This window comes from Marilutibacter chinensis, from assembly GCF_021725675.1.
Classification (GTDB): Bacteria; Pseudomonadota; Gammaproteobacteria; order Xanthomonadales; family Xanthomonadaceae; genus Marilutibacter; species Marilutibacter chinensis.
In genome coordinates this window covers 148,834-167,475 of the sequence record NZ_JAKJPO010000003.1, presented here as the reverse complement: position 1 = coordinate 167,475, position 18,642 = coordinate 148,834, and the positions used below count along the sequence as shown (strand labels likewise).

At 68.3% G+C, this 18,642-nt stretch carries 25 protein-coding genes; 17 read left to right on the top strand and 8 right to left on the bottom strand.

Features of this window, described 5'->3' with window-relative positions; genetic code table 11:
- Positions 1-180: 180 nt before the first annotated feature.
- Positions 181-558 carry a VOC family protein gene (locus tag L3V18_RS06525; RefSeq protein ID WP_237053879.1) on the bottom strand — a complete coding sequence of 126 codons (378 nt, stop codon included), beginning with the start codon at positions 556-558 and terminating at the stop codon, positions 181-183.
- 135 nt (positions 559-693) lie between these two features.
- Between L3V18_RS06525 and L3V18_RS06520 the strand changes: the two genes are divergently transcribed.
- The 5 genes from L3V18_RS06520 to L3V18_RS06500 all read left to right on the top strand — a co-directional run bounded on the left by L3V18_RS06520 (position 694) and on the right by L3V18_RS06500 (position 5,057).
- Complete coding sequence (locus L3V18_RS06520; RefSeq protein ID WP_237053878.1) at positions 694-1,083, top strand: VOC family protein; 390 nt, start codon at positions 694-696, stop codon at positions 1,081-1,083.
- A 172-nt stretch (positions 1,084-1,255) separates the two neighbouring features.
- Positions 1,256-1,684: a RidA family protein gene (locus L3V18_RS06515; protein ID WP_237053877.1), complete on the top strand. Its 429-nt coding sequence runs from the start codon at positions 1,256-1,258 to the stop codon at positions 1,682-1,684.
- 274 nt (positions 1,685-1,958) lie between these two features.
- A complete protein-coding gene (locus L3V18_RS06510; RefSeq protein WP_237053876.1) occupies positions 1,959-2,411 on the top strand; it encodes a helix-turn-helix domain-containing protein in 453 nt (150 codons plus the stop codon).
- Positions 2,412-2,538: 127 nt separating this feature from the next.
- A complete protein-coding gene (locus tag L3V18_RS06505; RefSeq protein WP_237053875.1) occupies positions 2,539-4,563 on the top strand; it encodes a S9 family peptidase in 2,025 nt (674 codons plus the stop codon).
- 62 nt (positions 4,564-4,625) lie between these two features.
- Positions 4,626-5,057, top strand: coding sequence for a GNAT family N-acetyltransferase (locus L3V18_RS06500; protein WP_237053874.1), 432 nt, complete (start codon positions 4,626-4,628; stop codon positions 5,055-5,057).
- Between the two features lie 83 nt (positions 5,058-5,140).
- On the opposite strand, the gene L3V18_RS06495 is transcribed toward L3V18_RS06500, so the two are convergent.
- Together L3V18_RS06495 and L3V18_RS06490 are read right to left on the bottom strand one after the other, a co-directional pair.
- The gene (locus tag L3V18_RS06495) at positions 5,141-5,914 is read right to left on the bottom strand and encodes an SDR family oxidoreductase (RefSeq protein ID WP_237053873.1); all 774 of its coding nucleotides are present in this window, start codon (positions 5,912-5,914) and stop codon (positions 5,141-5,143) included.
- Between the two features lie 27 nt (positions 5,915-5,941).
- On the bottom strand, positions 5,942-6,271 hold the full coding sequence (locus L3V18_RS06490) for a nuclear transport factor 2 family protein (protein ID WP_237053872.1): 330 nt from the start codon (positions 6,269-6,271) through the stop codon (positions 5,942-5,944).
- Between the two features lie 170 nt (positions 6,272-6,441).
- Between L3V18_RS06490 and L3V18_RS06485 the strand changes: the two genes are divergently transcribed.
- A complete protein-coding gene (locus L3V18_RS06485) occupies positions 6,442-7,380 on the top strand; it encodes an AraC family transcriptional regulator (RefSeq protein WP_237053871.1) in 939 nt (312 codons plus the stop codon).
- 25 nt (positions 7,381-7,405) lie between these two features.
- On the opposite strand, the gene L3V18_RS06480 is transcribed toward L3V18_RS06485, so the two are convergent.
- Positions 7,406-8,254 carry a type 1 glutamine amidotransferase domain-containing protein gene (locus L3V18_RS06480; RefSeq protein WP_237053870.1) on the bottom strand — a complete coding sequence of 283 codons (849 nt, stop codon included), beginning with the start codon at positions 8,252-8,254 and terminating at the stop codon, positions 7,406-7,408.
- A 98-nt stretch (positions 8,255-8,352) separates the two neighbouring features.
- Here L3V18_RS06480 and L3V18_RS06475 point away from each other — a divergent pair, with 98 nt between their 5' ends.
- Positions 8,353-9,315, top strand: coding sequence for a LysR family transcriptional regulator (locus L3V18_RS06475; protein WP_237053869.1), 963 nt, complete (start codon positions 8,353-8,355; stop codon positions 9,313-9,315).
- Here the strand turns inward: L3V18_RS06475 and L3V18_RS06470 are convergent.
- On the bottom strand, positions 9,251-10,036 hold the full coding sequence (locus L3V18_RS06470; RefSeq protein ID WP_237053868.1) for an SAM-dependent methyltransferase: 786 nt from the start codon (positions 10,034-10,036) through the stop codon (positions 9,251-9,253). The genes L3V18_RS06475 and L3V18_RS06470 overlap by 65 nt on opposite strands.
- A gap of 184 nt (positions 10,037-10,220) precedes the next feature.
- Here L3V18_RS06470 and L3V18_RS06465 point away from each other — a divergent pair, with 184 nt between their 5' ends.
- The 8 genes from L3V18_RS06465 to L3V18_RS06430 all read left to right on the top strand — a co-directional run bounded on the left by L3V18_RS06465 (position 10,221) and on the right by L3V18_RS06430 (position 15,148).
- Entirely contained in the window at positions 10,221-10,676 is a 456-nt protein-coding gene (locus L3V18_RS06465; RefSeq protein WP_237053867.1) for a hypothetical protein, read from the top strand.
- Between the two features lie 80 nt (positions 10,677-10,756).
- The gene (locus L3V18_RS06460) at positions 10,757-11,401 is read left to right on the top strand and encodes a DUF5671 domain-containing protein (protein WP_237053866.1); all 645 of its coding nucleotides are present in this window, start codon (positions 10,757-10,759) and stop codon (positions 11,399-11,401) included.
- Positions 11,398-11,841 (top strand): hypothetical protein, encoded by a 444-nt coding sequence (locus L3V18_RS06455; protein ID WP_237053865.1) that lies wholly within the window; start codon positions 11,398-11,400, stop codon positions 11,839-11,841. Before L3V18_RS06460 ends, L3V18_RS06455 begins: the two co-directional genes overlap by 4 nt.
- 123 nt (positions 11,842-11,964) lie before the next feature.
- Positions 11,965-12,399, top strand: a complete 435-nt coding sequence (locus tag L3V18_RS06450) for a hypothetical protein (RefSeq protein ID WP_237053864.1) — start codon at positions 11,965-11,967, stop codon at positions 12,397-12,399.
- A gap of 160 nt (positions 12,400-12,559) precedes the next feature.
- Complete coding sequence (locus L3V18_RS06445; protein ID WP_237053863.1) at positions 12,560-12,994, top strand: hypothetical protein; 435 nt, start codon at positions 12,560-12,562, stop codon at positions 12,992-12,994.
- Positions 12,995-13,130: 136 nt separating this feature from the next.
- Positions 13,131-13,757 carry a hypothetical protein gene (locus L3V18_RS06440; RefSeq protein WP_237053862.1) on the top strand — a complete coding sequence of 209 codons (627 nt, stop codon included), beginning with the start codon at positions 13,131-13,133 and terminating at the stop codon, positions 13,755-13,757.
- A gap of 35 nt (positions 13,758-13,792) precedes the next feature.
- Entirely contained in the window at positions 13,793-14,485 is a 693-nt protein-coding gene (locus L3V18_RS06435; protein WP_237053861.1) for a hypothetical protein, read from the top strand.
- 141 nt (positions 14,486-14,626) lie between these two features.
- Positions 14,627-15,148 (top strand): DUF1993 domain-containing protein, encoded by a 522-nt coding sequence (locus tag L3V18_RS06430; RefSeq protein ID WP_237053860.1) that lies wholly within the window; start codon positions 14,627-14,629, stop codon positions 15,146-15,148.
- A gap of 37 nt (positions 15,149-15,185) precedes the next feature.
- Here the strand turns inward: L3V18_RS06430 and L3V18_RS06425 are convergent, their stop codons facing one another.
- The 3 genes from L3V18_RS06425 to L3V18_RS06415 all read right to left on the bottom strand — a co-directional run bounded on the left by L3V18_RS06425 (position 15,186) and on the right by L3V18_RS06415 (position 16,662).
- On the bottom strand, positions 15,186-15,551 hold the full coding sequence (locus L3V18_RS06425; RefSeq protein WP_237053859.1) for an MmcQ/YjbR family DNA-binding protein: 366 nt from the start codon (positions 15,549-15,551) through the stop codon (positions 15,186-15,188).
- A gap of 10 nt (positions 15,552-15,561) precedes the next feature.
- Positions 15,562-15,930, bottom strand: a complete 369-nt coding sequence (locus L3V18_RS06420; RefSeq protein WP_237053858.1) for a GFA family protein — start codon at positions 15,928-15,930, stop codon at positions 15,562-15,564.
- Positions 15,931-16,107: 177 nt separating this feature from the next.
- Complete coding sequence (locus tag L3V18_RS06415) at positions 16,108-16,662, bottom strand: outer membrane beta-barrel protein (protein ID WP_237053857.1); 555 nt, start codon at positions 16,660-16,662, stop codon at positions 16,108-16,110.
- Positions 16,663-17,007: 345 nt separating this feature from the next.
- Between L3V18_RS06415 and L3V18_RS06410 the strand changes: the two genes are divergently transcribed.
- Together L3V18_RS06410 and L3V18_RS06405 are read left to right on the top strand one after the other, a co-directional pair.
- Positions 17,008-17,796, top strand: coding sequence for an N-acetylmuramoyl-L-alanine amidase (locus L3V18_RS06410; RefSeq protein WP_425493487.1), 789 nt, complete (start codon positions 17,008-17,010; stop codon positions 17,794-17,796).
- 80 nt (positions 17,797-17,876) lie between these two features.
- Positions 17,877-18,635 (top strand): helix-turn-helix domain-containing protein, encoded by a 759-nt coding sequence (locus L3V18_RS06405; protein WP_237053856.1) that lies wholly within the window; start codon positions 17,877-17,879, stop codon positions 18,633-18,635.
- The last annotated feature ends 7 nt before the right edge of the window (positions 18,636-18,642 follow it).

Below are 18,642 nucleotides of genomic sequence, written 5' to 3'. Positions count from 1 at the left end.
AAGTCGCGAAGGTCGAAATCAAAATCTCAAGCCAGCCAGCGCAGCCCGGGTAAGCGCCGCGCACCCGGGCGTTGAGGTGACAGGCAATGCATCCGGGTGCGGCCCTTGGCCTTGCCCGGGCTACGTATGGCAACCAAACACGGACACCTTCCATCGTGGTCCTGATCGGAACGTTCGGCCTCACACCGCCTGGATGATGGCGAGGATGTTGCCCTCGGTGTCCTTGAACCATGCGGCCCGGGCACCGCCGCCGGTGTAGATGTCGCCGTCCACTTCGTCGTCGGGCATGTCGTAGTGCTCGAACGCCACGCCGCGTTGCCTGAGTTCGGCGACCTCCTTTTCGATGTCATCCACCTGCCAGAATGCCTGGCTTGCCTTCGACGTTCCGGCGTTCTGCGTGGGGTACAGGAACGCGGCGGTGCCGTTCGCGAAGCGGTAGGTGATGCCGTCCGCCAGTTCTCCGCCGGGCTCGAAGCCGAGGACCTGTTCATAGAAGCGCCGTGCACGCGCGACATCGCGCGCCGGCAGATACGCATAGATGGGATGGTTCTGGAGCATGATGTCCTCCTGTCGGGACCGCGGCCGATCGTGGCCGGTACCTGATCGACGATCGCGGCCACGCGGATTCGACACTGCCGCTCCAGTCTGCGGAAGAATGGACGGAGCGCGGTCGCCGGAAAGCAGGAGGAACCGATGAAACGTACCTGGACGATCATTGGCGTCGCCGAGGTGGAGCGGAGCTTCCACTGGTACCAGTCGCTGTTCGGCCAACCGCAGTCGGCGCCCGCGCACGACCATTTCGGGCAGCTGCGGGACGCGGACGGGACCGTGCTGCTGTGCCTGCACCGGTGGGGTGATCATGAGCATCCGACTCTGAGCAGTCCCGAGCTGGCGACGCCGGGCAACGGATTGTTGCTGTTCTTCCGCGTGGACGACTTCGACGAGGCGCTGTCGCGGGCACGGCATCTGGCAGCGCGACTGGAGCTGGAGCCGCAGGTGAATCCGGCCACCGGAACCCGCGAGTTCGCCCTCCGCGATCCGGACGGCTATTACGTGATGGTCAGCGCGCTTGAACCTGCGTAGAGGGACCAGGGTGCGCGCCACTCCGGGTAAACAGGGCCCGCAACGTGTCACGAACGGACCTTGCAATGCGTCCTTGCGTCACTACCTCGCGGATGCGTCATCCCTCACGTGCCGCGACATGCGGCGGCGGCCGTCGCGAGGCTGCATGTTCCCCCACCGACCAAGGACTTCCATGAGCTCCAACAACGCATCGATCGTCACCCTGTCCAACCCGGCCGGCCTCTACGACCCGGCACCGAACGGCTATTCCCACCTGGCCAGCGTCGAGGGCGCGCGTCGCTGGCTGCTGGTTGCGGGGCAGGGCGGCGAGACCGCCGACGGCCGCCTGTCGCCCGACTTTCGCGACCAGGTCGGCCAGGCGCTGGCCAACCTTGTGACCGCGTTGGCGTCGGCCGGCGCCGGCCCGCGCGACGTCGCCAAGCTGAGCGTGCTGATCGTCGATCACGACGAGTCGAAGCTGCACGTGTTCGGCGAGGAACTTGGCAAGGCGTTCGGCGACCATCGTCCCGCCTGCACCCTGATTCCGGTGCCGCGCCTGGCGCTGGACGGCATGTTGTTCGAGATCGAGGCGATCGCGGCGGTCGCCGGTGCCGACGCATAGTCGCGGCGATACCGTGCATCCGGGTTCGGAGGCTATGGGCGGGCGGTAAACGTGATCGATACGTTCGACGTTATCGCAGCCATGCCCGACGACGACGGATCCGGAAGCGCCGCATATATGCGGCCGTCCGCATTCTGCGACGCAGCCGACATTTCTTTCGTTATATCGATGCGATCGGCATGCGCGGGAATCGCCCCGAATGCCGAATATGGGGCGATTCCAGCCGGGTGAGCTATGCTGTCGGCTCATCGCTTCAAATCAACGGGGTAAAACAATGTCGAATTTCGCCGCTGCCCTCAAGGAGGAAGTGGCCCGTCTGGCCCGCAAGGAACTGCGCAAGACCATCGATCCGATGCGCAAGCACGTGGCCGGACTGCGCCGCGATGTCGCCGCACTCAAGCGGGAGAACAGCGAGCTCCGCAAGCAGTTGGGCACCCTGGGGAAAGCGTCGAAGTTCGCGATGTCCGCGGCCCCGGCGGCCGTTTCCTCGAAGGTCACGGGCTCGTCCAAGCCGCGCCGTTTCTCACCGAAGGGCCTGCACAAGCTGCGCGAGCGGCTGGGGCTGTCGGCGGCGGAGTTCGGACGCCTGTTCGGCGTCAGCGGACCCACCGTCTACAACTGGGAGAAGGGCGTCACCCGCCCGAAACCCGATCAGCTGGAGCGCATCGCCACGTTGCGTTCCAAGGGCAAGCGCGAGGTGCAGGCGGCGCTCGAAGCGCTGGGCTGATGCCGCCGCGGCGGAGATGACCGCGCCGACCTGAGCGGTACCCGGCCGCGGCACCATGACCGCCGGCCTATTTGCTGCCGCCGGCAACGGCGTAGGATCGGCAGTTCAACTCCAGGGAGGAAACCCCATGCCCGTGCTGCGTCGGTTGCCGTTGGCCGTCACCCTCGCGCTGTTGTTGCCGCTGGCCGCGTGCCAGCCATCGTCGCCGTCGTCGGAGGCGACGGCCCCCGCGGCCGCGGAAGCAGAGTCCACGATCGAGCGGCCGAGCCGCCAGTACAGCATCGAGGAATTCGTCGAGAGCCTCGGCGTTGGCGGCGCTTCGTTCAGCCCGGACGAGTCGCGGATCCTGTTCTCGTCGAACAAGGCCGGCGTCTGGAACGCCTACACGATGCCGGTGAGCGGCGGCGACTGGACCGCGGTCACCGACTCGACCACCGACAACAGCTACGCGGTCGCGTACTTCCCGGAAGACGAGCGCGTGCTGATCACCCGCGACAACGACGGTGACGAGCTCGATCACCTGTTCGTGATCGACAAGGACGGCGGGGAAACCGACCTGACGCCGGGAGACAAGCTCAAGGCCGACTTCGTCGGCTTCAGCCATGACGGCGCGCACTTCTTCGTGATCACCAACGAGCGCGACCCGCGCTTCTTCGATCTCTATCGCTATGCGACCGACGGCTACGGGCGCGAGCGCGTCTACACCAACGACGAGGGGCTGCAGCCCGCGGAAGTGTCGCCGGACGGCAAATGGCTCGCGCTGGAGAAGGCCAACTCGACCAACGACTCCGACCTGTTCGTGGTCGCGCTCGGCGGCGACGGCGAGCCGGTCAAGGTCAGCGAGCACGAGGGCCAGGCCCGGTTCGGCGCCCAGGCCTTCAGCCCCGACGGGCAGTGGCTGTACTACACCGCCAACGACAGCGGCGAGTTCAGCGAACTGCGCCGGGTCAATCTGGAGAGCTGGGAGCACGAGCCCGTCCGCAAGGCCGACTGGGACATCGTCGACGCTACGCTCTCCCACGACGGCACCTACCTGGCAGTGGGCATCAACGAGGATGGAAGCTTCAAGCTCCGTCTGTTCAAGGCCGACAGCGGCGAGGAGGTGCGGTTGCCGGCGCTGCCGGCGGGCGAGCTGCGCAACCTGCGCATCGCCCGCAGCGAGAAGCGCATGGCGTTCTACCTCAACGGCGACCGCCAGCCGAACGACCTGTACGTGCTCGATCTCGACGGCAGCGAGCCACGCCAGCTGACCACCTCGCTCAATCCGGAAATCGATCCGGCCGATCTGGTCGACTCTTCCGTCGTGCGTTTCAAGAGTTTCGACGGCATGGAGATCCCGAACATCCTGTGGAAGCCGCACCAGGCCAGCGCCGACAACAAGCTGCCGGCGCTGGTGTGGGTGCACGGCGGACCGGGTGGCCAGACCACGCGCGCGCATTCGCCGACGATCCAGTACCTGGTCAACCACGGTTACGTGGTGCTGGGCATCAACAACCGCGGGTCCAGCGGCTACGGCAAGACCTTCTTCGCCGCCGACGACGGCAAGCACGGCCGCGAGCCGCTGTGGGATACGATCGAGGCGAAGAAGTACCTGCAGTCGCTCGACTACGTCGATCCGGACCGCATCGGGATCATCGGTGGCAGCTACGGCGGCTACATGGTGCTGTCGGCTCTGGCGTTCAAGCCGGGCGAGTTCAAGGTCGGTGTCGACATCTTCGGCGTCGCCAACTGGATCCGCACGCTGGAGTCGATTCCGCCGTACTGGGAGAGCTTCCGCGAAGCGTTGTACCAGGAGGTCGGCAATCCCGAGACCCAGCGCGAGTTCCTGACCGAGACCTCGCCGCTGTTCCACGCCGACCGGATCGACGTGCCGCTGATGGTGCTGCAGGGCGCCAACGATCCGCGGGTGATCAAGCCGGAAAGCGATGACATCGTCGCCGCGGTGAAGGAGAACGGCGTGCCGGTCGAATACGTGGTGTTCGATGACGAGGGCCACGGGTTCTCCAAGAACAAGAACCGGATCGAAGGCTATGGCCGGATCCTCGCCTTCCTCGACACCTATCTGAAGGGCGACGGCACGCCGTCGGCCGGAACGGGGACCCCGGCCACGCCCGCCGCGACCGCGGAGGCGGCACCGCCGGCCGGGGGTTGAGCGGCAACGGCCCGGCCGGTCCGTCCGGCCGGGCGTCGCACGCGCACCGGGAGCGTGAACGCATGGCGATCGAGTGGCGTGAATCCATCGACGGCGTCGACTGGGCCGCACTGTCGGAGATGTACCGGCGTGCGCCGCTGGGCGACAAGAGTGCGGACTGGTTGCGGACCGCATTCACCAACAGCCTGTTCAAATGCTTCGCGTTCGAGGACGGCCGGGTGATCGCCGCCGGGCGCGCTGTCGCCGACGGCGTCGACTGTTCCTACCTGTGCGACATCGCGGTCGATCCCGACCACCAGGGACGTGGCCTCGGACGGGCGATCATCGAGAAGCTGGTCGAGCGCTCGCGCGGACACCGCAAGATCATTCTCTATTCGGTGCCGGGGCGTGAACCGTTCTACGCGAAATTCGGATTCCGCCGCATGCGCACGGCGATGGCGGTCTTCGAGGATCCGGAACGGGCCGCGCGTGGCGGCTATATCGACGAGGGCTGAGCGCAGCCGCCGCCGATATGCCGGGGGCGCCGCAGCACCCCCGGTGCGATCGCGCGTCCGGTGCCGCGCCCTGACCGTCCGGACTACTTGGTGGTGTAGCCACCGTTGACGAGAATCGTCTGTCCGGTCATCCACCAGCCGTCGGAAACCAGGAAGCGGATGAAGGGGACGATGTCCTCGATGTCGGTCAGTCCGGTCTTCGAGAATTTCGACAGCGCCGCTGCGGTCTTGTGGTAGGCGACGGCGTCCGCACCCTCGGCGGGGTAGAAGAACGGCGTGTCCATCGGTCCCGGCCCGATCGCGGTGACCGAGATGCCGCGGTCGCCGAACTCCTTGGAGGCGGCGCGGGTGAAGTGCTCGACCGGGGCCTTGGTGCCGGCGTAGGACGCGTAGAACGGGGTGAACGCGCCCAGCAGCGAGGTGACCACGGTGCAGACCTTGCCGTTGTCGTTGAGGTTGCGGCCGGCCTCCTTGAGAAAGAAGAACGCCGACTTGGCGTTCACCGCCGACATCTGGTCGTACTCGGCCTCGCTGATGTCGACCATCGGCTTCTTCAAGACCTTGCCGACGGTGTTGATCGCGATGTCGGGGCTGCCGACCGCGGCGGATGCGTCGGCGAACAGCTTCTCGACTGCGCCGGCGCTGGTGAGGTCGGCCTGGAAGGTTGCGGCCTTGGCGCCGGCGGCTTCGACCGCCTCGCGGGTGGCCTCCGCGTCGGCGGCGGTCGCATCGCTGTTGTAGTGGATGGCGACCGCCTTCGCGCCGTGGCTGGCGAAATCGCGCGCGAGCAGCCCGCCGAGATTCTTGGCGCCGCCGGCGATGAGCACGACTTTGTCCTGGATGCTGTGGTCGTTCATTGCATGTCTCCTGTCGGGGGTGGGAGGTCATTCGCCGACGATCCGCATCCGCCGGATGCGTTCGCCGTCGAGGGTGAAGACGAAACGGCTGTCGCCGCTGTAGTGGGGGCTGGTCCATTGGGCGTCGACGGTGACCTGGTCGCCCGAGCGCGCCACCCGGACCACCCGCAGGTGGCCGCCGGCGCCGACGAACTCGCGATCGCTCCAGCGGCGGATATCGCGCGTAGTGGCGAAGCGGCGGCCCCAGTCGTCGACCTCGCCGTCGGTCGCGAACAGCGCGAAGGCAGAATCGGCATCGCCGCGATTGACCGCGGCGACGAAGCGGTCCAACGGTGGCGGCAGTGCGGTTGCGGACATGCACGGATCTCCTGCCAAAGGGGCGCCTTCACGCGGGCCGCTACCGGCAGAGGCACCGGCCGGGGTCGCGGCGCTATGCTGGGCGACAGGTATCGACGGTGATCCGCCGGCAGCAGCCGGCAGGTCGTTTCCGTTCCTTATAGGGAGGCGTGCGCGGCGTCGCTTTCAGAATGTCCGAGCCACTGTCAACTTATTCCGCGACCGCGCGCGCTGCCGGCGAGGCCGCGCTGGGGCAGGCGGCATGGCCGCGAGGGCCGCGCGCGCGACGGGTGCTGACGGAGATGACCCTGCCTTTTGCGGGCGGCGAATTCTCGCTGGTGTCCGAGGACATCAGCGAGCCGACCGAGTGGACCATCGAACAGGACCGGCACACCCTGATCGTGCATCTGGAAGGACAGATGCAGCGGCTGGAAACCCGCATCGACGATGGCCGCGCCTGCCGGGCGCCGGCACGTCCGGGCGAGGCCTGGCTGATCCCGGCCGGCGCGCATTACGTCGGGCGTGCCGAGGGCGGCAGCATCGCCTACGCCGAATACCGCATCGGCCGTGCCTGGCTGGGACAGTTGACCGGCGGCGAGGCCGGGAGACCGCTGCGGCCGCTGATGAAACTGCGCGATCCGCTGTTGCACGGGCTCACCGGCCGGATGATCCAGCTCGGGGACGAAGACGACGACCTGGCCGGAATGCTGCGCGACTCGATGGCCCAGGTCATCGGTCTGCATCTGCTGCGCGAATACTCCGCGGGCACGGCGAGGGAGGCGTCGACGGGGCCGCGACTGTCCAGGGCGAAGCAGAGGCGGCTGGAGGACTACATCCTCGCCCATCTCGACCAGCACCTGACCCTGGGCGAACTGGCGCGGCTGGCCGGCGTCGGTACCCACCGGCTGATCGAGGCGTTCCGGCACGCGTTCGGAATGACGCCGCTGCAATACATCATCGCCCAGCGGCTGCAACTGGCCTGCAGCCTGCTCGAAAGCACGCGCCAGGACATCACCTCGATCGCGCTTGCGACCGGATTCTCCAGCCACAGCCACCTGAGCTCGGCGTTCAAGCGCCGCTTTGGGATCACCCCCCGCGAGTTCCGCGGCCGGGCCAAGGGCATCGGCTGATGCATCCGGCGGGCCGGCGTTGCGGTCAGGGCGTCGGCAGGCGCTCCAGCAGCACGTCGGCGACGCCATTTGCCGACGCCGGGTTCTGCCCGGTGATCAACTCGCGATCGACCACCACGTTCGCCGCCCAGGGCGTCGTGTTGCCGAGATACCGCACGCCGGCGGCCTGCAAGGCGGTCTGCGGGTAGAACTTCATCTCGCCGCCATCGAGCTGGGCCTTGGCCTGCGCCTCCTCGTCGTTGCCGATCACGGTGACGCGATAGCCGGCGTAGATCCATTCCGGCGCCGGGCTGGCATGTGCGCCGGTTTCGAGCAGTCGGGTGAAGGCCGGTGCATCGGGCAGGGTCGACAGCAGGGCGATCGGACCGTGGCAGACCAGCGCTGTGGGTTTGCCCTCGTGGTGGAAGTGGGTCAACAGCCGGCCCAGCGCGGGGCTGGTCAGCAGGTCCTGCATCGGGGCATGCCCGCCGGGTACGTAGACCGCGTCGAAGCGGTCGTAGCCGATCTGCTCCACGCGGGCCAGGCTCAGCACCGGCGACGCGGCCGGCGACGTCAGCGCGAGCCGCTCGAGCAGCGCCTGGTGCGCCTGCAGCTCCGCTTCGCTGCCATTGAAATGCATCGCATCGACCGAATTGCGGTCCATGGCCGGCGCGCGGCCGAGCGGGGTGGCGAAGGTGACCTGGTGACCGGCATCGAGCAGACGCTTGACCGGCTGCATCAGCTCGTTGAGATAGAAGCCGGTTTCATATACGCGGCCATCCTTGAGATCGAGGCGGTCGGCGTCGGACAGCACCACCAGTACATGGCCGGCCTGGGCGCCTCCGGCGGACAGGGCGAGCATCAGTGCGGTGGCGAGCTTGAGGGAGGCGGGCATGGAGGGGCTCCGGGGAATGGGAATGACGGCACTCTATTGCCAATACAATCAGTCATAAACTAGGGTTCGGTAAAAGCATTTGTGCGACAAGGACAATAATGGGCCGTCGGTTCGATCATCTTGGCGATGTCGAAGCGTTCATCGCAGCGGTCGAGCACGGCTCGCTGACCGCCGGTGCGGTGGCCCTGTCGACCACCCCTTCGGCGGTCAGCCGGGCGATCGGGCGGCTCGAGGCAAGGCTCGGCGTGCAACTGCTGCGGCGCACGACGCGGCGACTGGGGCTGACCGATGCCGGGCGCGCGTACCTGGAGCAGAGCCAGGCGGCGTTCACGCTGATCGAAGACGCGGAACGAGGAATCCAGCGCCGCGAAGGCGCGATGACCGGACGGGTGCGCTTGAGTGTTCCGACCACCTACGGCCACCATCGCCTGCCGCCGTTGCTGCGCCGCTTCGCCGAACTGCATCCGCAGGTCCAGGTCGAGCTGAACATCAGCAACCGCAACGTCGACCTGGTCGCCGAGGGTTTCGACCTCGCGATCCGGCTCGGCGAGCTGCCGGACAGCGGACTGGTCGCGCGCCGGCTGGAGGATGCGGCGCTGCGCCTGGCCGCGGCGCCTTCCTATCTGGAGCGTGCGGGCGTGCCCGACAGCATCGAGGCGCTGACCGGGCATGTCTGCGTGCCGTTCGTGATGCCCAGCAGCGGACGTATCGCGCCATGGCTGCTGCGTGACGGCGAACGCGATGTCGAATGGCTGCCGCAGTCGCGGTTCGCGGTGTCGGACGACGTGCTCGGCGTGGTGTCGCTGGCCGTGCACGGGGTCGGCATCTGCCAGAGCTACGACTTCATCGTTCGCGACCGGATCGCGCGCGGGGAACTGGTCGAGGTGCTGCCGCGGACGCGTGGGCGCACGCGCCCGTTCTCGCTGATCTACGCGCCGCACCGGCGCCTGTCGGCGGCTGCGCGCGCGCTGATCGACGTGCTCGCCAACGCAGGGCTCAGCGCAGATGAGGCGGAATCCGTTCCGGCACCGTCCAGTAGTAGATCACCGAATCGCCGATGACCTGCTGCCGTTGCGGCACCCAGTCGCCCATGTGGTAGTTGTGGGTGACGATACGGGTGCCCGGCGCGAGCCGCAGCAGCCTCGGACGCAGGCGCAGGTTGAGGTCGGGCAGCAGGTAGAGGGTGATCACGGTCGCGCTGGACAGGTCGATCTCGAACAGGTCGGCCTCGATGAAGGTGACCCGGTCGGCGACTCCGGCGCGGTGTGCGGCGAGGCTGGCCTCGCGGATCCGCAGCGGGTGGATCTCGACGCCGACCCCGCGCGTGCCCCAGCGCTTCGCCGCGGTGATCGGGATGCGGCCGTCGCCGGACCCCAGATCGTAGAGCACGTCGTCGGGACCGACCTCCGCCATCTCCAGCATCGCATCGACGACCGGCTGCGGTGTCGGCACGTAGACGACGTCGGGGGTCCGCGCCGGCCGCGGCTTGTCCTGCGGCGCGATCGACGTCTGGTCGAACCCGGGCGGATCGAGGTCGGCCTGCCCGGCTCCGACCGGTCCGGCGAGGGCCGGAGCGGCCCCGCTCGACTCGGGCGACGGGGATGCTGAAGCGGCCGCCCCGGCGCGGGTGGCGGGGGCATCGGCTGGACCGGTTGGACCGGCCGTGTCGCGCGGACCGCCGTCGCCGCAGCCCGCGAGCGCGGCGGCGCATACGATCGCCGCTGCGCCGACGAAGCGGCCTGCGCCCTGTGCGGGAGAGCGTGGTCGCAGGCGATCTCCCATCGATGGCCTCCATGGTCGTTGCCGGCGCCCATTGTGACCCGGGTCGGCATTGGCCGCATCGGCGCGTGCGTCGACGATGTCCCCCCGCGAAATATGCGCCGGAGTTGGGTAAGGTGACGTCCGAGCGCCCGGCCTGCCGTGCACGGTCCGACAGGCCGTACTGCCCCCCACGTGGAGTCCGCCCATGCCGTCGTCGCGCCCGTCCGTACCGGACATGCTTCTGTCGAACTTCGCGCGCTTCATCGAGCGCAACCCGGAGGCCACGATCATCGACGTGGTGGTCGACACCAGCTACCTGGAGGGCGTGCTGACACCGGTGCTCGAAGTCGGCGCCTACAGCCTGCGCGACGGGGTGTCGTTGAGCGAAGCCGCGCGGATGGCGTATGAGAACGGCGACGATGGCTTCCTCTACGACGAGCTGGAACTGCTCGCCGACGCCGCCGACATCGGGATCGCCGATTTCTATCCGCGCTGGCCGAACGAGATCGAGGCCGGCGACGAGGCACTGCTCACCGCGCTGCGCGAGAAGGTGCCGCCGCCCGCCGCCGGCAGCGTGCGCAAGACCTACCTGTTCCACCATGTCGATGCGCAGCCTTACATCAACCTGCTGACCGGCAAGCCGTTCGCCTCGCACGGTTAGGCCCGACGGGGCCGCTGCGTTCCTGCTAGATTGCCGGCCATCGGAACGGACAGGTGACCGTGGCGGCCACGGGGGCATACATGGCATCGAGTACGCAGGAGCTGGAGCTGTTCGTGCGGGATTCGCTGGCCGCCGGCGCGAGTCGCGACGGCATCCAGGCCGCGCTCGCCACGGCGGGATGGGCGCCCGAGCAGGTGCGCAGCGCGCTCGATGCCTATGCGGACGTCGCGTTCCCGGTGCCGGTACCACGTCCGCGGCCCTACCTGTCGGCGCGCGAGGCCTTCCTCTACCTGGTGCTGTTCAGCACGCTGTACGTCGCCGCCTACCATCTCGGCAGTCTGTTGTTCGACCTGATCACCCGCGCGCTGCCGGATCCGGCCGACTCCGAATTCATGCTCGACCGGGTGGGGCATTCGATGCGCTGGTCGGTCGCGTCGGTGATCATCGCCTTTCCGGTGTTCTTGTTCGTGGCGCGTCACCTCGGCCGCGAGCTCGCCCGCAATCCGGTCAAGCGCCTGTCCGCGGTCCGTCGCTGGCTGACCTACCTGACCCTGTTCGTCGCTGCCGCGGTGCTGATCGGCGACATGATCACCCTGGTATCCAACCTGCTTGGCGGCGAGCTGACCCTGCGCTTCGTGCTCAAGGTGCTGGTCGTCGCGGCGATCGCCGGCACGATCTTCGGCTACTACCTCGGCGACCTGCACAAAGAGGAGCGCGAGGCGTGAGCGCAGCCGGAACGGGACGCGGACGCCTGCTTGCGATCGTCGCCAGTGTCGCGGCGGTCGCGACCGTCGTGGCCGCGCTCGTGGTGATGGACCCGCCTGCCGCGCAACGCGAGATGCGCATCGATCAGAAGCGGGTGCGCGAGCTCCACCGGATCGAAGCCGCGGCCCACCAGTACCTCGAGGAGCATGGAAGGCTGCCGGCGGACCTGGTGACCCTGGCCGCACGTCCCGGCTTGCGCCTGGCCGTGGAGGACCCGGTCGACGGCAGCGTCTACGGGTACGAGGTGACCGGGCCGCGTTCGCTGCGGCTGTGCGCGGGCTTTGCGACCGATTCCGCCCGCGGGACTTCCGGCAGCGGGTTCTACGAGAACGACGGCTGGTATCACCCGGCCGGCCACCACTGCTTCGAGCGGCAGTTCGACGAGACGCCGGAAAAGTAGCGTCCACGCTGCGGCGGTGCTGGCCAGGCACAACGTCCGCTGTCGCCGGGTGTCCATGCCTGTACCGCCGGGCCGCGCCATGCGTCACACTGTGGACGACGCCGTACAGATGCAGAGGCCGCCATGTCCCGATTCTCCAAGGCCCGCCGCGATGCCCGCAGGAAGCAGGGCGCCTCCCGTCCCATCCGCCGGCTCGGCGATGCGTTGCAGCCGCACGCGCAACTGATCGATGCCGATGGCCAGATCGTCGGTGGAGCGGGGCTGCGCGACCGCGAATGGGTGATGGTGCTCGGGGGCAAGGCCCTGAGCGGCACCGACAGTGCCGCGATGGTGCTGGCGATGCTCAGGCACACCGTCGCGGTGCAGGCACGGGCCGGGCGCGCGCTGGAGCTGCACGTTTCCGCCGCGCTGGATGCCGCCGCGACCCATGAAGCGATGGCGGCCGGCAAGTCGCTGCCGCAATACCTCGAGATGCTGGAGGCTGAGCGCCAGGAGCGCCTGGCCCGCGAGCATGCGAGCGATCCCGCCGATGCGCCGTTGACCTCGGCGATGCACTGAGACCCGCCGGACCGGACCCACCGGGCTTCGGGTCGATTCCGGTTCCCGACGGTGTTGCAGCGCGCCATCGCCCATGCGTGCGCGGTCGCGGCAAGCGGCGTACCCTCGTCCTGACAATCCGCGGCCGCACGCCGGCCGCCCATCGAAGGGAGGGGAGAGCATGAACGCCACAGTCGTGTCGCGCCCGAAATCGTTCTGGGCGATCGCCGTGCTGGGCCTGCTGTGGAATCTGGTCGGCGTGCTGGCATTCCTGATGACCGTGGCGATGACGCCCGAGCAGCTCGCGGCGATGCCGGCCGAGCAGCGCCAGGTGGTCGAGGCCACGCCGTCTTGGCTCAACGTGCTGTTCGGCATCGCGGTGGCGACCGGCACCCTCGGCGCGATCGGCCTGCTGATGAGGAAGCGTTGGGCGGTGACGCTGTTCCTGGTCTCGCTGATCGTCGTGGTCGTGCAGATGGTCGCGAGCTTCGCGTTGACGCCGATGTGGTCGCTGATCGGGCCGTCGAGCCTGGTGATGCCGGTGATCGTGGTGCTGATCGCGCTGGGGCTGTGGAGTTACGCGCGCAAAGCTGCTGCACGCGGCTGGCTCGGCTGAGTCGTGGCGGACCGGCCCGACGGCAGGACTGTCGCAACCGTTTGAGACAATCGTCACGGATTCGGATGGCACCTGTCGGCGCGTTTTCGCGTTGATTGACCCTGAGGCCGCATGGGTGGCGGCATGGAGATCCGGAATGGGCTGTCGCGTGCAGGTATCGACAACGGAGGCCGCGCCACGGCCGCGACGGCGGGCATGGAGATGGCCGGCGCTGGTCGCGGCGATCGCGATTGCGGCGGCCGGGCTTCCGGCGGCTGCGCAGGACGGCGACAAGCCGATGACGATCCGGCTCGAGCCCAAGACGATGGACGGGGTCGAGATGGGCAGGGCGGTGGTGGTGAAGGGCCTGGCCGGACCGACGCCGCAGCGCTTCCTGCTCGAAGGCATCTCGTACATGAACCCGGTCGGGGTGGTGGTACGGCCGGTCGAGGCCGGCGACGAGGTCGCGCTGGCGGTCACCAAATACGCCTGGAACCAGCCGTTGCGCGAGGGCAGGACCGATCGCGATCCGCTGCGCTTCCTGTTCCGTACCGAAGGCGAATTCCAGGTGTCGGTGACCGCGCAGGACGCGGGTACGCCGTATCGCCTGCTGGTCTGGGTCGGCGACGAGACCCGGCCGGACTTCGCGCCGGTCGTGGTCAACGCCAGCGAGTTCGATGGCGGTGGAAGCGGGGGATTCCCATGGATCTGGGGCGTCGTCGGCCTGCTGGTCGCCGTCGCCGCGGTGATGGCGGTGCTGCTGATGAGGAGGAAGCGCGCATGAAGTCGCGATCGGAACGTTCCGGAATGCATGCGTGCTTGCGCACGTCCTGGCAGACGGCTGTCGCGGCCGCGGTGCTCGGACTGGCTGCATCGTCCGCCACGCTGGCGCAATCGGAAGGCACGCCGGCGGTGGAAGGCGACTGGGAAAGCTTCTTCGACGGTTGGGATACCGACCGGACGCTCGATGTCATCGACGTGCTGGTCGACAGCGATGCGCTCGGCGTGGCCCGCGACGCCAATACCCTGCTAGGGGATCTGGAAGCGCTCGATTCCACCGAGGCGGGCTGCGGCTCCGCCTATACCGACAGTTCGGGCCCCACGGTGCCGTCGCACTGCGCCGAGGGCGACGAATGCCGCCAGTGCTACGAGGAGGCGGTACGCAAGATCGACTTCAACCGTTTCTACATCGAGCGCGCGCGCTGCATCACCGCGGCCAACGTCAAGATGGCGAACTCGGCGATGGCGTTCGGCGACAGCGCGTCCGGCATCCACGCTGTCACCGGGTTGTCATGGCAGTTGCAGGGCAAGCCGCAGATCGAACAGGCGGTGGCCAAGCTCAAGAAGACCTATACCAGCAAGGCCGGCCAGTATCTCGACGGGCTGGAAAGCTCGCTGAAGGCGTTGGGCGAATGCGAGGCGCGCCACTACGGCGAAGAGGACTGGTACCAGCGCCACGGCTGGCTGTACCACAATTTCATGCAGGCCAAGTACGGTACGCCGCCGGAGTGACGCGGAGACCGGTCGAACGCCACGGTCGCCGCAGGCGGCGGCCGCATTGCCCCATGCCCGGGATGCTCATTCCCGGGCCGGCGGCTGTCGCACGCGGGTAGCTGCATCTACCCTTCGCATTCCTTTCCCGCGAGTTCCGCCATGAGCGCTCCGTTGTCGATGTACCCGGCCTCGGTGCCGGTCTTCATCCGCACCCTGCAGAACCTCGTCCACGTGCTGAAGAAGGGGCAGGCGCATGCCGCCGCCAACGAATACGCACCGGAGCTGCTGCTGCAGGCGCGGCTGGCGCCGGACATGCTGCCGCTGGTGCGGCAGGTGCAGATCGCCACCGACATGGTCAAGAACGGCAGTGCGCGGCTGGCTGGCATCGACGCGCCGAAATTCGCCGACGACGAGACGACCTTCGAGGAGCTCCACGCGCGGATCGAGCGTGCGATCGAATTCATGCGCAGCCTGCAGCCGGAACAGATCGACGGCAGCGAGACGCGCGGGATCAGCCTGAACTTCGGTCCCACCCGGCTCGATTACGACGGCCGGGCCTACCTGCTCGACTTCGTGCTGCCGAATCTGTTCTTCCATGTCAGCATCGCCTACGCCATCCTGCGCCAGTCCGGAGTGCGTCTGGGGAAGCTCGATTACATGGGCGCCGGCATCGAGCGTTGAGCCGGGCCGGGCCCGCGACGACAGGCTCCCGGTGATCTCATTCGCCGAGCAGTTCCCGCCGACGGGCACGGCTGAGCCCGTCGGCGGCCTTGTGGTACGACCAGCGCACCAGCTCCTGCAGGTAGTCCTCCGGCACCTGGCGCACGTCGACGATCGTGACCCAGTGGTGCCGTCCCATCCAGCGTGCCGGCTTGATGCCGGGCACGTCGGTCAACTCGAGGAACCGCTCCGGCGTGACCTTGATGCTGAAACGCCAGCGTTCCGGCTCGCTGGTCTTGAAGTAGGCGAAGCGCCTGTGGCCCACGTAGTAGACCAGCACGTTGGGGCCGTTGTCGTACAGTTGCACGCGGGCTCCCGGCAACGACGCGCAGTAGCTCTTCAGCGATCCGGTGTCCATCATCATGCCGATGCGGCTACCAGAGATTGCGGCCGTCTATGGTTTCCACCGGCACCGCGTCGAGGTTGAAACCGTCGAACAGGCGCGCGTTCACGCTGACTTTCGGATGCTCGAAATCGGGTTCGCCGCTGGACCAGTCCGGCGACTCGTTGAAGGTGGCGCAGCCGCAGGTCGCACAGAAGTTCAGCTTCACCATCTTCGTGTTCCAACGGTAGGTCGCGACGTCGTCGGCGGGTGTCAGCAGGCGGAAACTGTCGGGCGTGTAGTAGGCCCACAGCGCGCCGCGCTTGCTGCAGCTCGAACAGGTGCAGCGGGTGAGGGTGGCGGGCGCGGCGTCGACCTCGAAGCGGGTACGACCGCAATGGCAGCTTCCCAGAAGGCCCATGGCATGACTCCGGTGCGGGGATGCACGAAGTATGCACACGACCTGCTGCCAGGGTCTGTCAGCAGGATCTGCCGGAGTGCCACCGCCGCGCGGGTCCCGGCGTCGGCGTTGCCGGTCAGTGGCGGGACCGGCGGCGGGAGAGCGGCCGGCGAGCCGTCCGTTCTCCCGCCGTGCGACTCAGAAGTCGAACCGCAGCTGCAGCTGGGCCAGGTCGAGATCCGCATCCTCGATCTCGAAGCGGCTGTACTCGCCACGCAGGGCGACGGTGTCGTTGAAGCGGTACTGCAGACCGACGCCGTAGGTCGGATCGGTGCCGCTGTCGTCTCGGTTGCCGATCACCAGCGGCAGCGAGCTGTCGAGATCCCAGCGGTGCAGGCCGGCCTTGGCGTAGCCGGAGAGGTTCGTGGTGAACGGTACGCTGCCGACCGCGACCAGGTAGCCGCTGCTGGCCTCGAGGTCGCTGGCGACAGCGCGCGACTCGAGCTCGCCGAAGTCGGCGTAGCCGGCTTCCAGCGCGAAGTAGCGGTTGAACTGGTAGCCGCCGAAGGCCGAGAACGCGGTGTCCTCGTCGTCGTAGCCGCCCTCATCGACCAGCGACTGGCCGACGCCGGCGCCGGCGTAGAAGCCGCGTTCGTTGTCGGCGGCGTTGGCGGCCGGCGCGACCGCGGCGACGCCGAGCGCGACAGCCAGGGTGGCGACGAGGGGAGCGCGGGACAGGGTGGAAAGGCTCATGGTGTTCTTCTCCTGTTTCTTGCGTCTGCGTCCGGTGCCGCAAGGGGGAGGGAGCGGTACCGGGCGACGGGGCCGGCGGGATGCCGGCGCTTCCGTCGCTGCAGGCAGGAGATGGGCGTGGATCCGGGCAGGACAATCGGCGGTCGGAGGGACGAAGAATTCCTCCGATGGAACAAACTTCGTTCGTGGAGAATGCATCGCCTGGCCCGATCCTGCACGGGTTGCGCGCGAATCGTGGACAGGCTCTAAGGTGTGCGGGTCCGACGAAGACGAGGGAGCATCGAAGTGCGATCCGATCATCGAACCAGCCATCCGGGCCGGCGAGGGGCGCGCCTGTTGTCGGCGTTGCGGGTGGTGACGCCCGCGGTGCTGTCCGTCGTGCTGCTCGCCGCCTGCGCGACCGCACCGCAGCGCAATCCGCTCGCCCAATGGCGCGGCTCGCCGAACCATGACGAGCGACGGGCGCGGGTGATCGTGCTGCACCACACCGAGATGGAGAGTGCCGAGGCGGCCCTGCATACCTTGCAGACGCGCAATTCGGGCGGGCCCGTCAGCGCGCATTACCTCGTCGGCGCCGACGGCCGGCTGTATCAGCTGGTGCCGGAGTCGGAGCGCGCCTGGCACGCGGGGGCGAGCCGCTGGGGCGGCATCGGCGACCTGAACTCGGATTCGATCGGGATCGAGATCGACAACGACGGCGCTTCGCCATTCCCCGACGCGCAGATCGACACCGTGATCGCATTGCTCGACGACATCACCACCCGGCTGCGCATTCCGCGCCACCTGATCCTCGCCCACGCCGACATCGCGCCGACCCGCAAGCGCGATCCGAGCGCGCGATTCCCGTGGCGGCGGCTGGCCGAGGCCGGCTTCGGCCTGTGGCCGCGCACGCCGCTGGCGCCGGTGCCGGATGGTTTCGATCCGTGGCTTGCGCTGCGCCTGATCGGCTACGACCTGAGCGATCCGGAGGCCGCGCGCTGCGCATTCCATCGCCGCTACCGCGGCATCGAATGCCGGGTCGACGGCAACGTGCTGGCGGGTGCCGAAGCCGACGATCGCTGGCTGCCGGGCGATCGCGAGATCCTCCACGACCTGCAGCGGCAACTGGTGGCGATGCCCGAAGGGGCGCCCTGACGGACCGGCTGCGGGACCGGCCGGTCCGGCCTGTGGGCGCGCACGAGGCACCCGTGGCCGGCATGCGACAATGTGCGCCGATGAACGCGGTATCCCTCGATCTGGCCCGGCTGCGCCGCAGCTGCGCCCATTGCTCGCTGCGGCAGCTGTGCCTGCCGGGCGGCATCGACGCCGGTGCGCTCGCGCAACTGGAGCAGCTGGTGCGGCGCACGCGCCCGGTCCGTCGTGGCGAGCGCCTGTACCGGATCGGCGAACGCCTGAATGCCGTGTACGTGGCCAGTGCCGGTGCGTTCAAGACCGTCAGCGTCAGCGAGTCCGGCGAGGAGCAACTGCAGGGTTTTCATCTGCCCGGCGAGCTGATGGGCCTGGACGGTCTGGGCGAGGGCGTGCACCGTTGCGAGGCCGAGGCACTGGTCGACGCCAACGTCTGCGAGGTGCCGTTGGAACAGCTCAGCACGGTCGCACTGCAGCTGCCGGGCCTGCACCAGCAACTGCTGCGGGTGATCGGGCAGAGCCTGGACCGCGATCACGACCACGCCGGATTGCTGGTCCGACGCCAGGCCAACGAGCGGATCGCGCTGTTCCTGCACGGCCTGGGCGAGCGCTACGCGCGCATCGGCGAGGATCCGTACCGGTTCCGGTTGCCGATGAGCCGCGAGGACATCGCCCGTTACCTCGGACTGGCGCTGGAGACCGTCAGCCGCGGCCTGACGCGGCTGCAGGAGGACGGTGTGATCTCCGCACGCGGGCGCCTGGTCGAGATCGCCGATCCGAAGGAGCTGGCGCGACTCGCCCATGGCGGCGACGGTGGCGAACCGGCGCAGCGCGGCAGGCTCTGACCGTCGT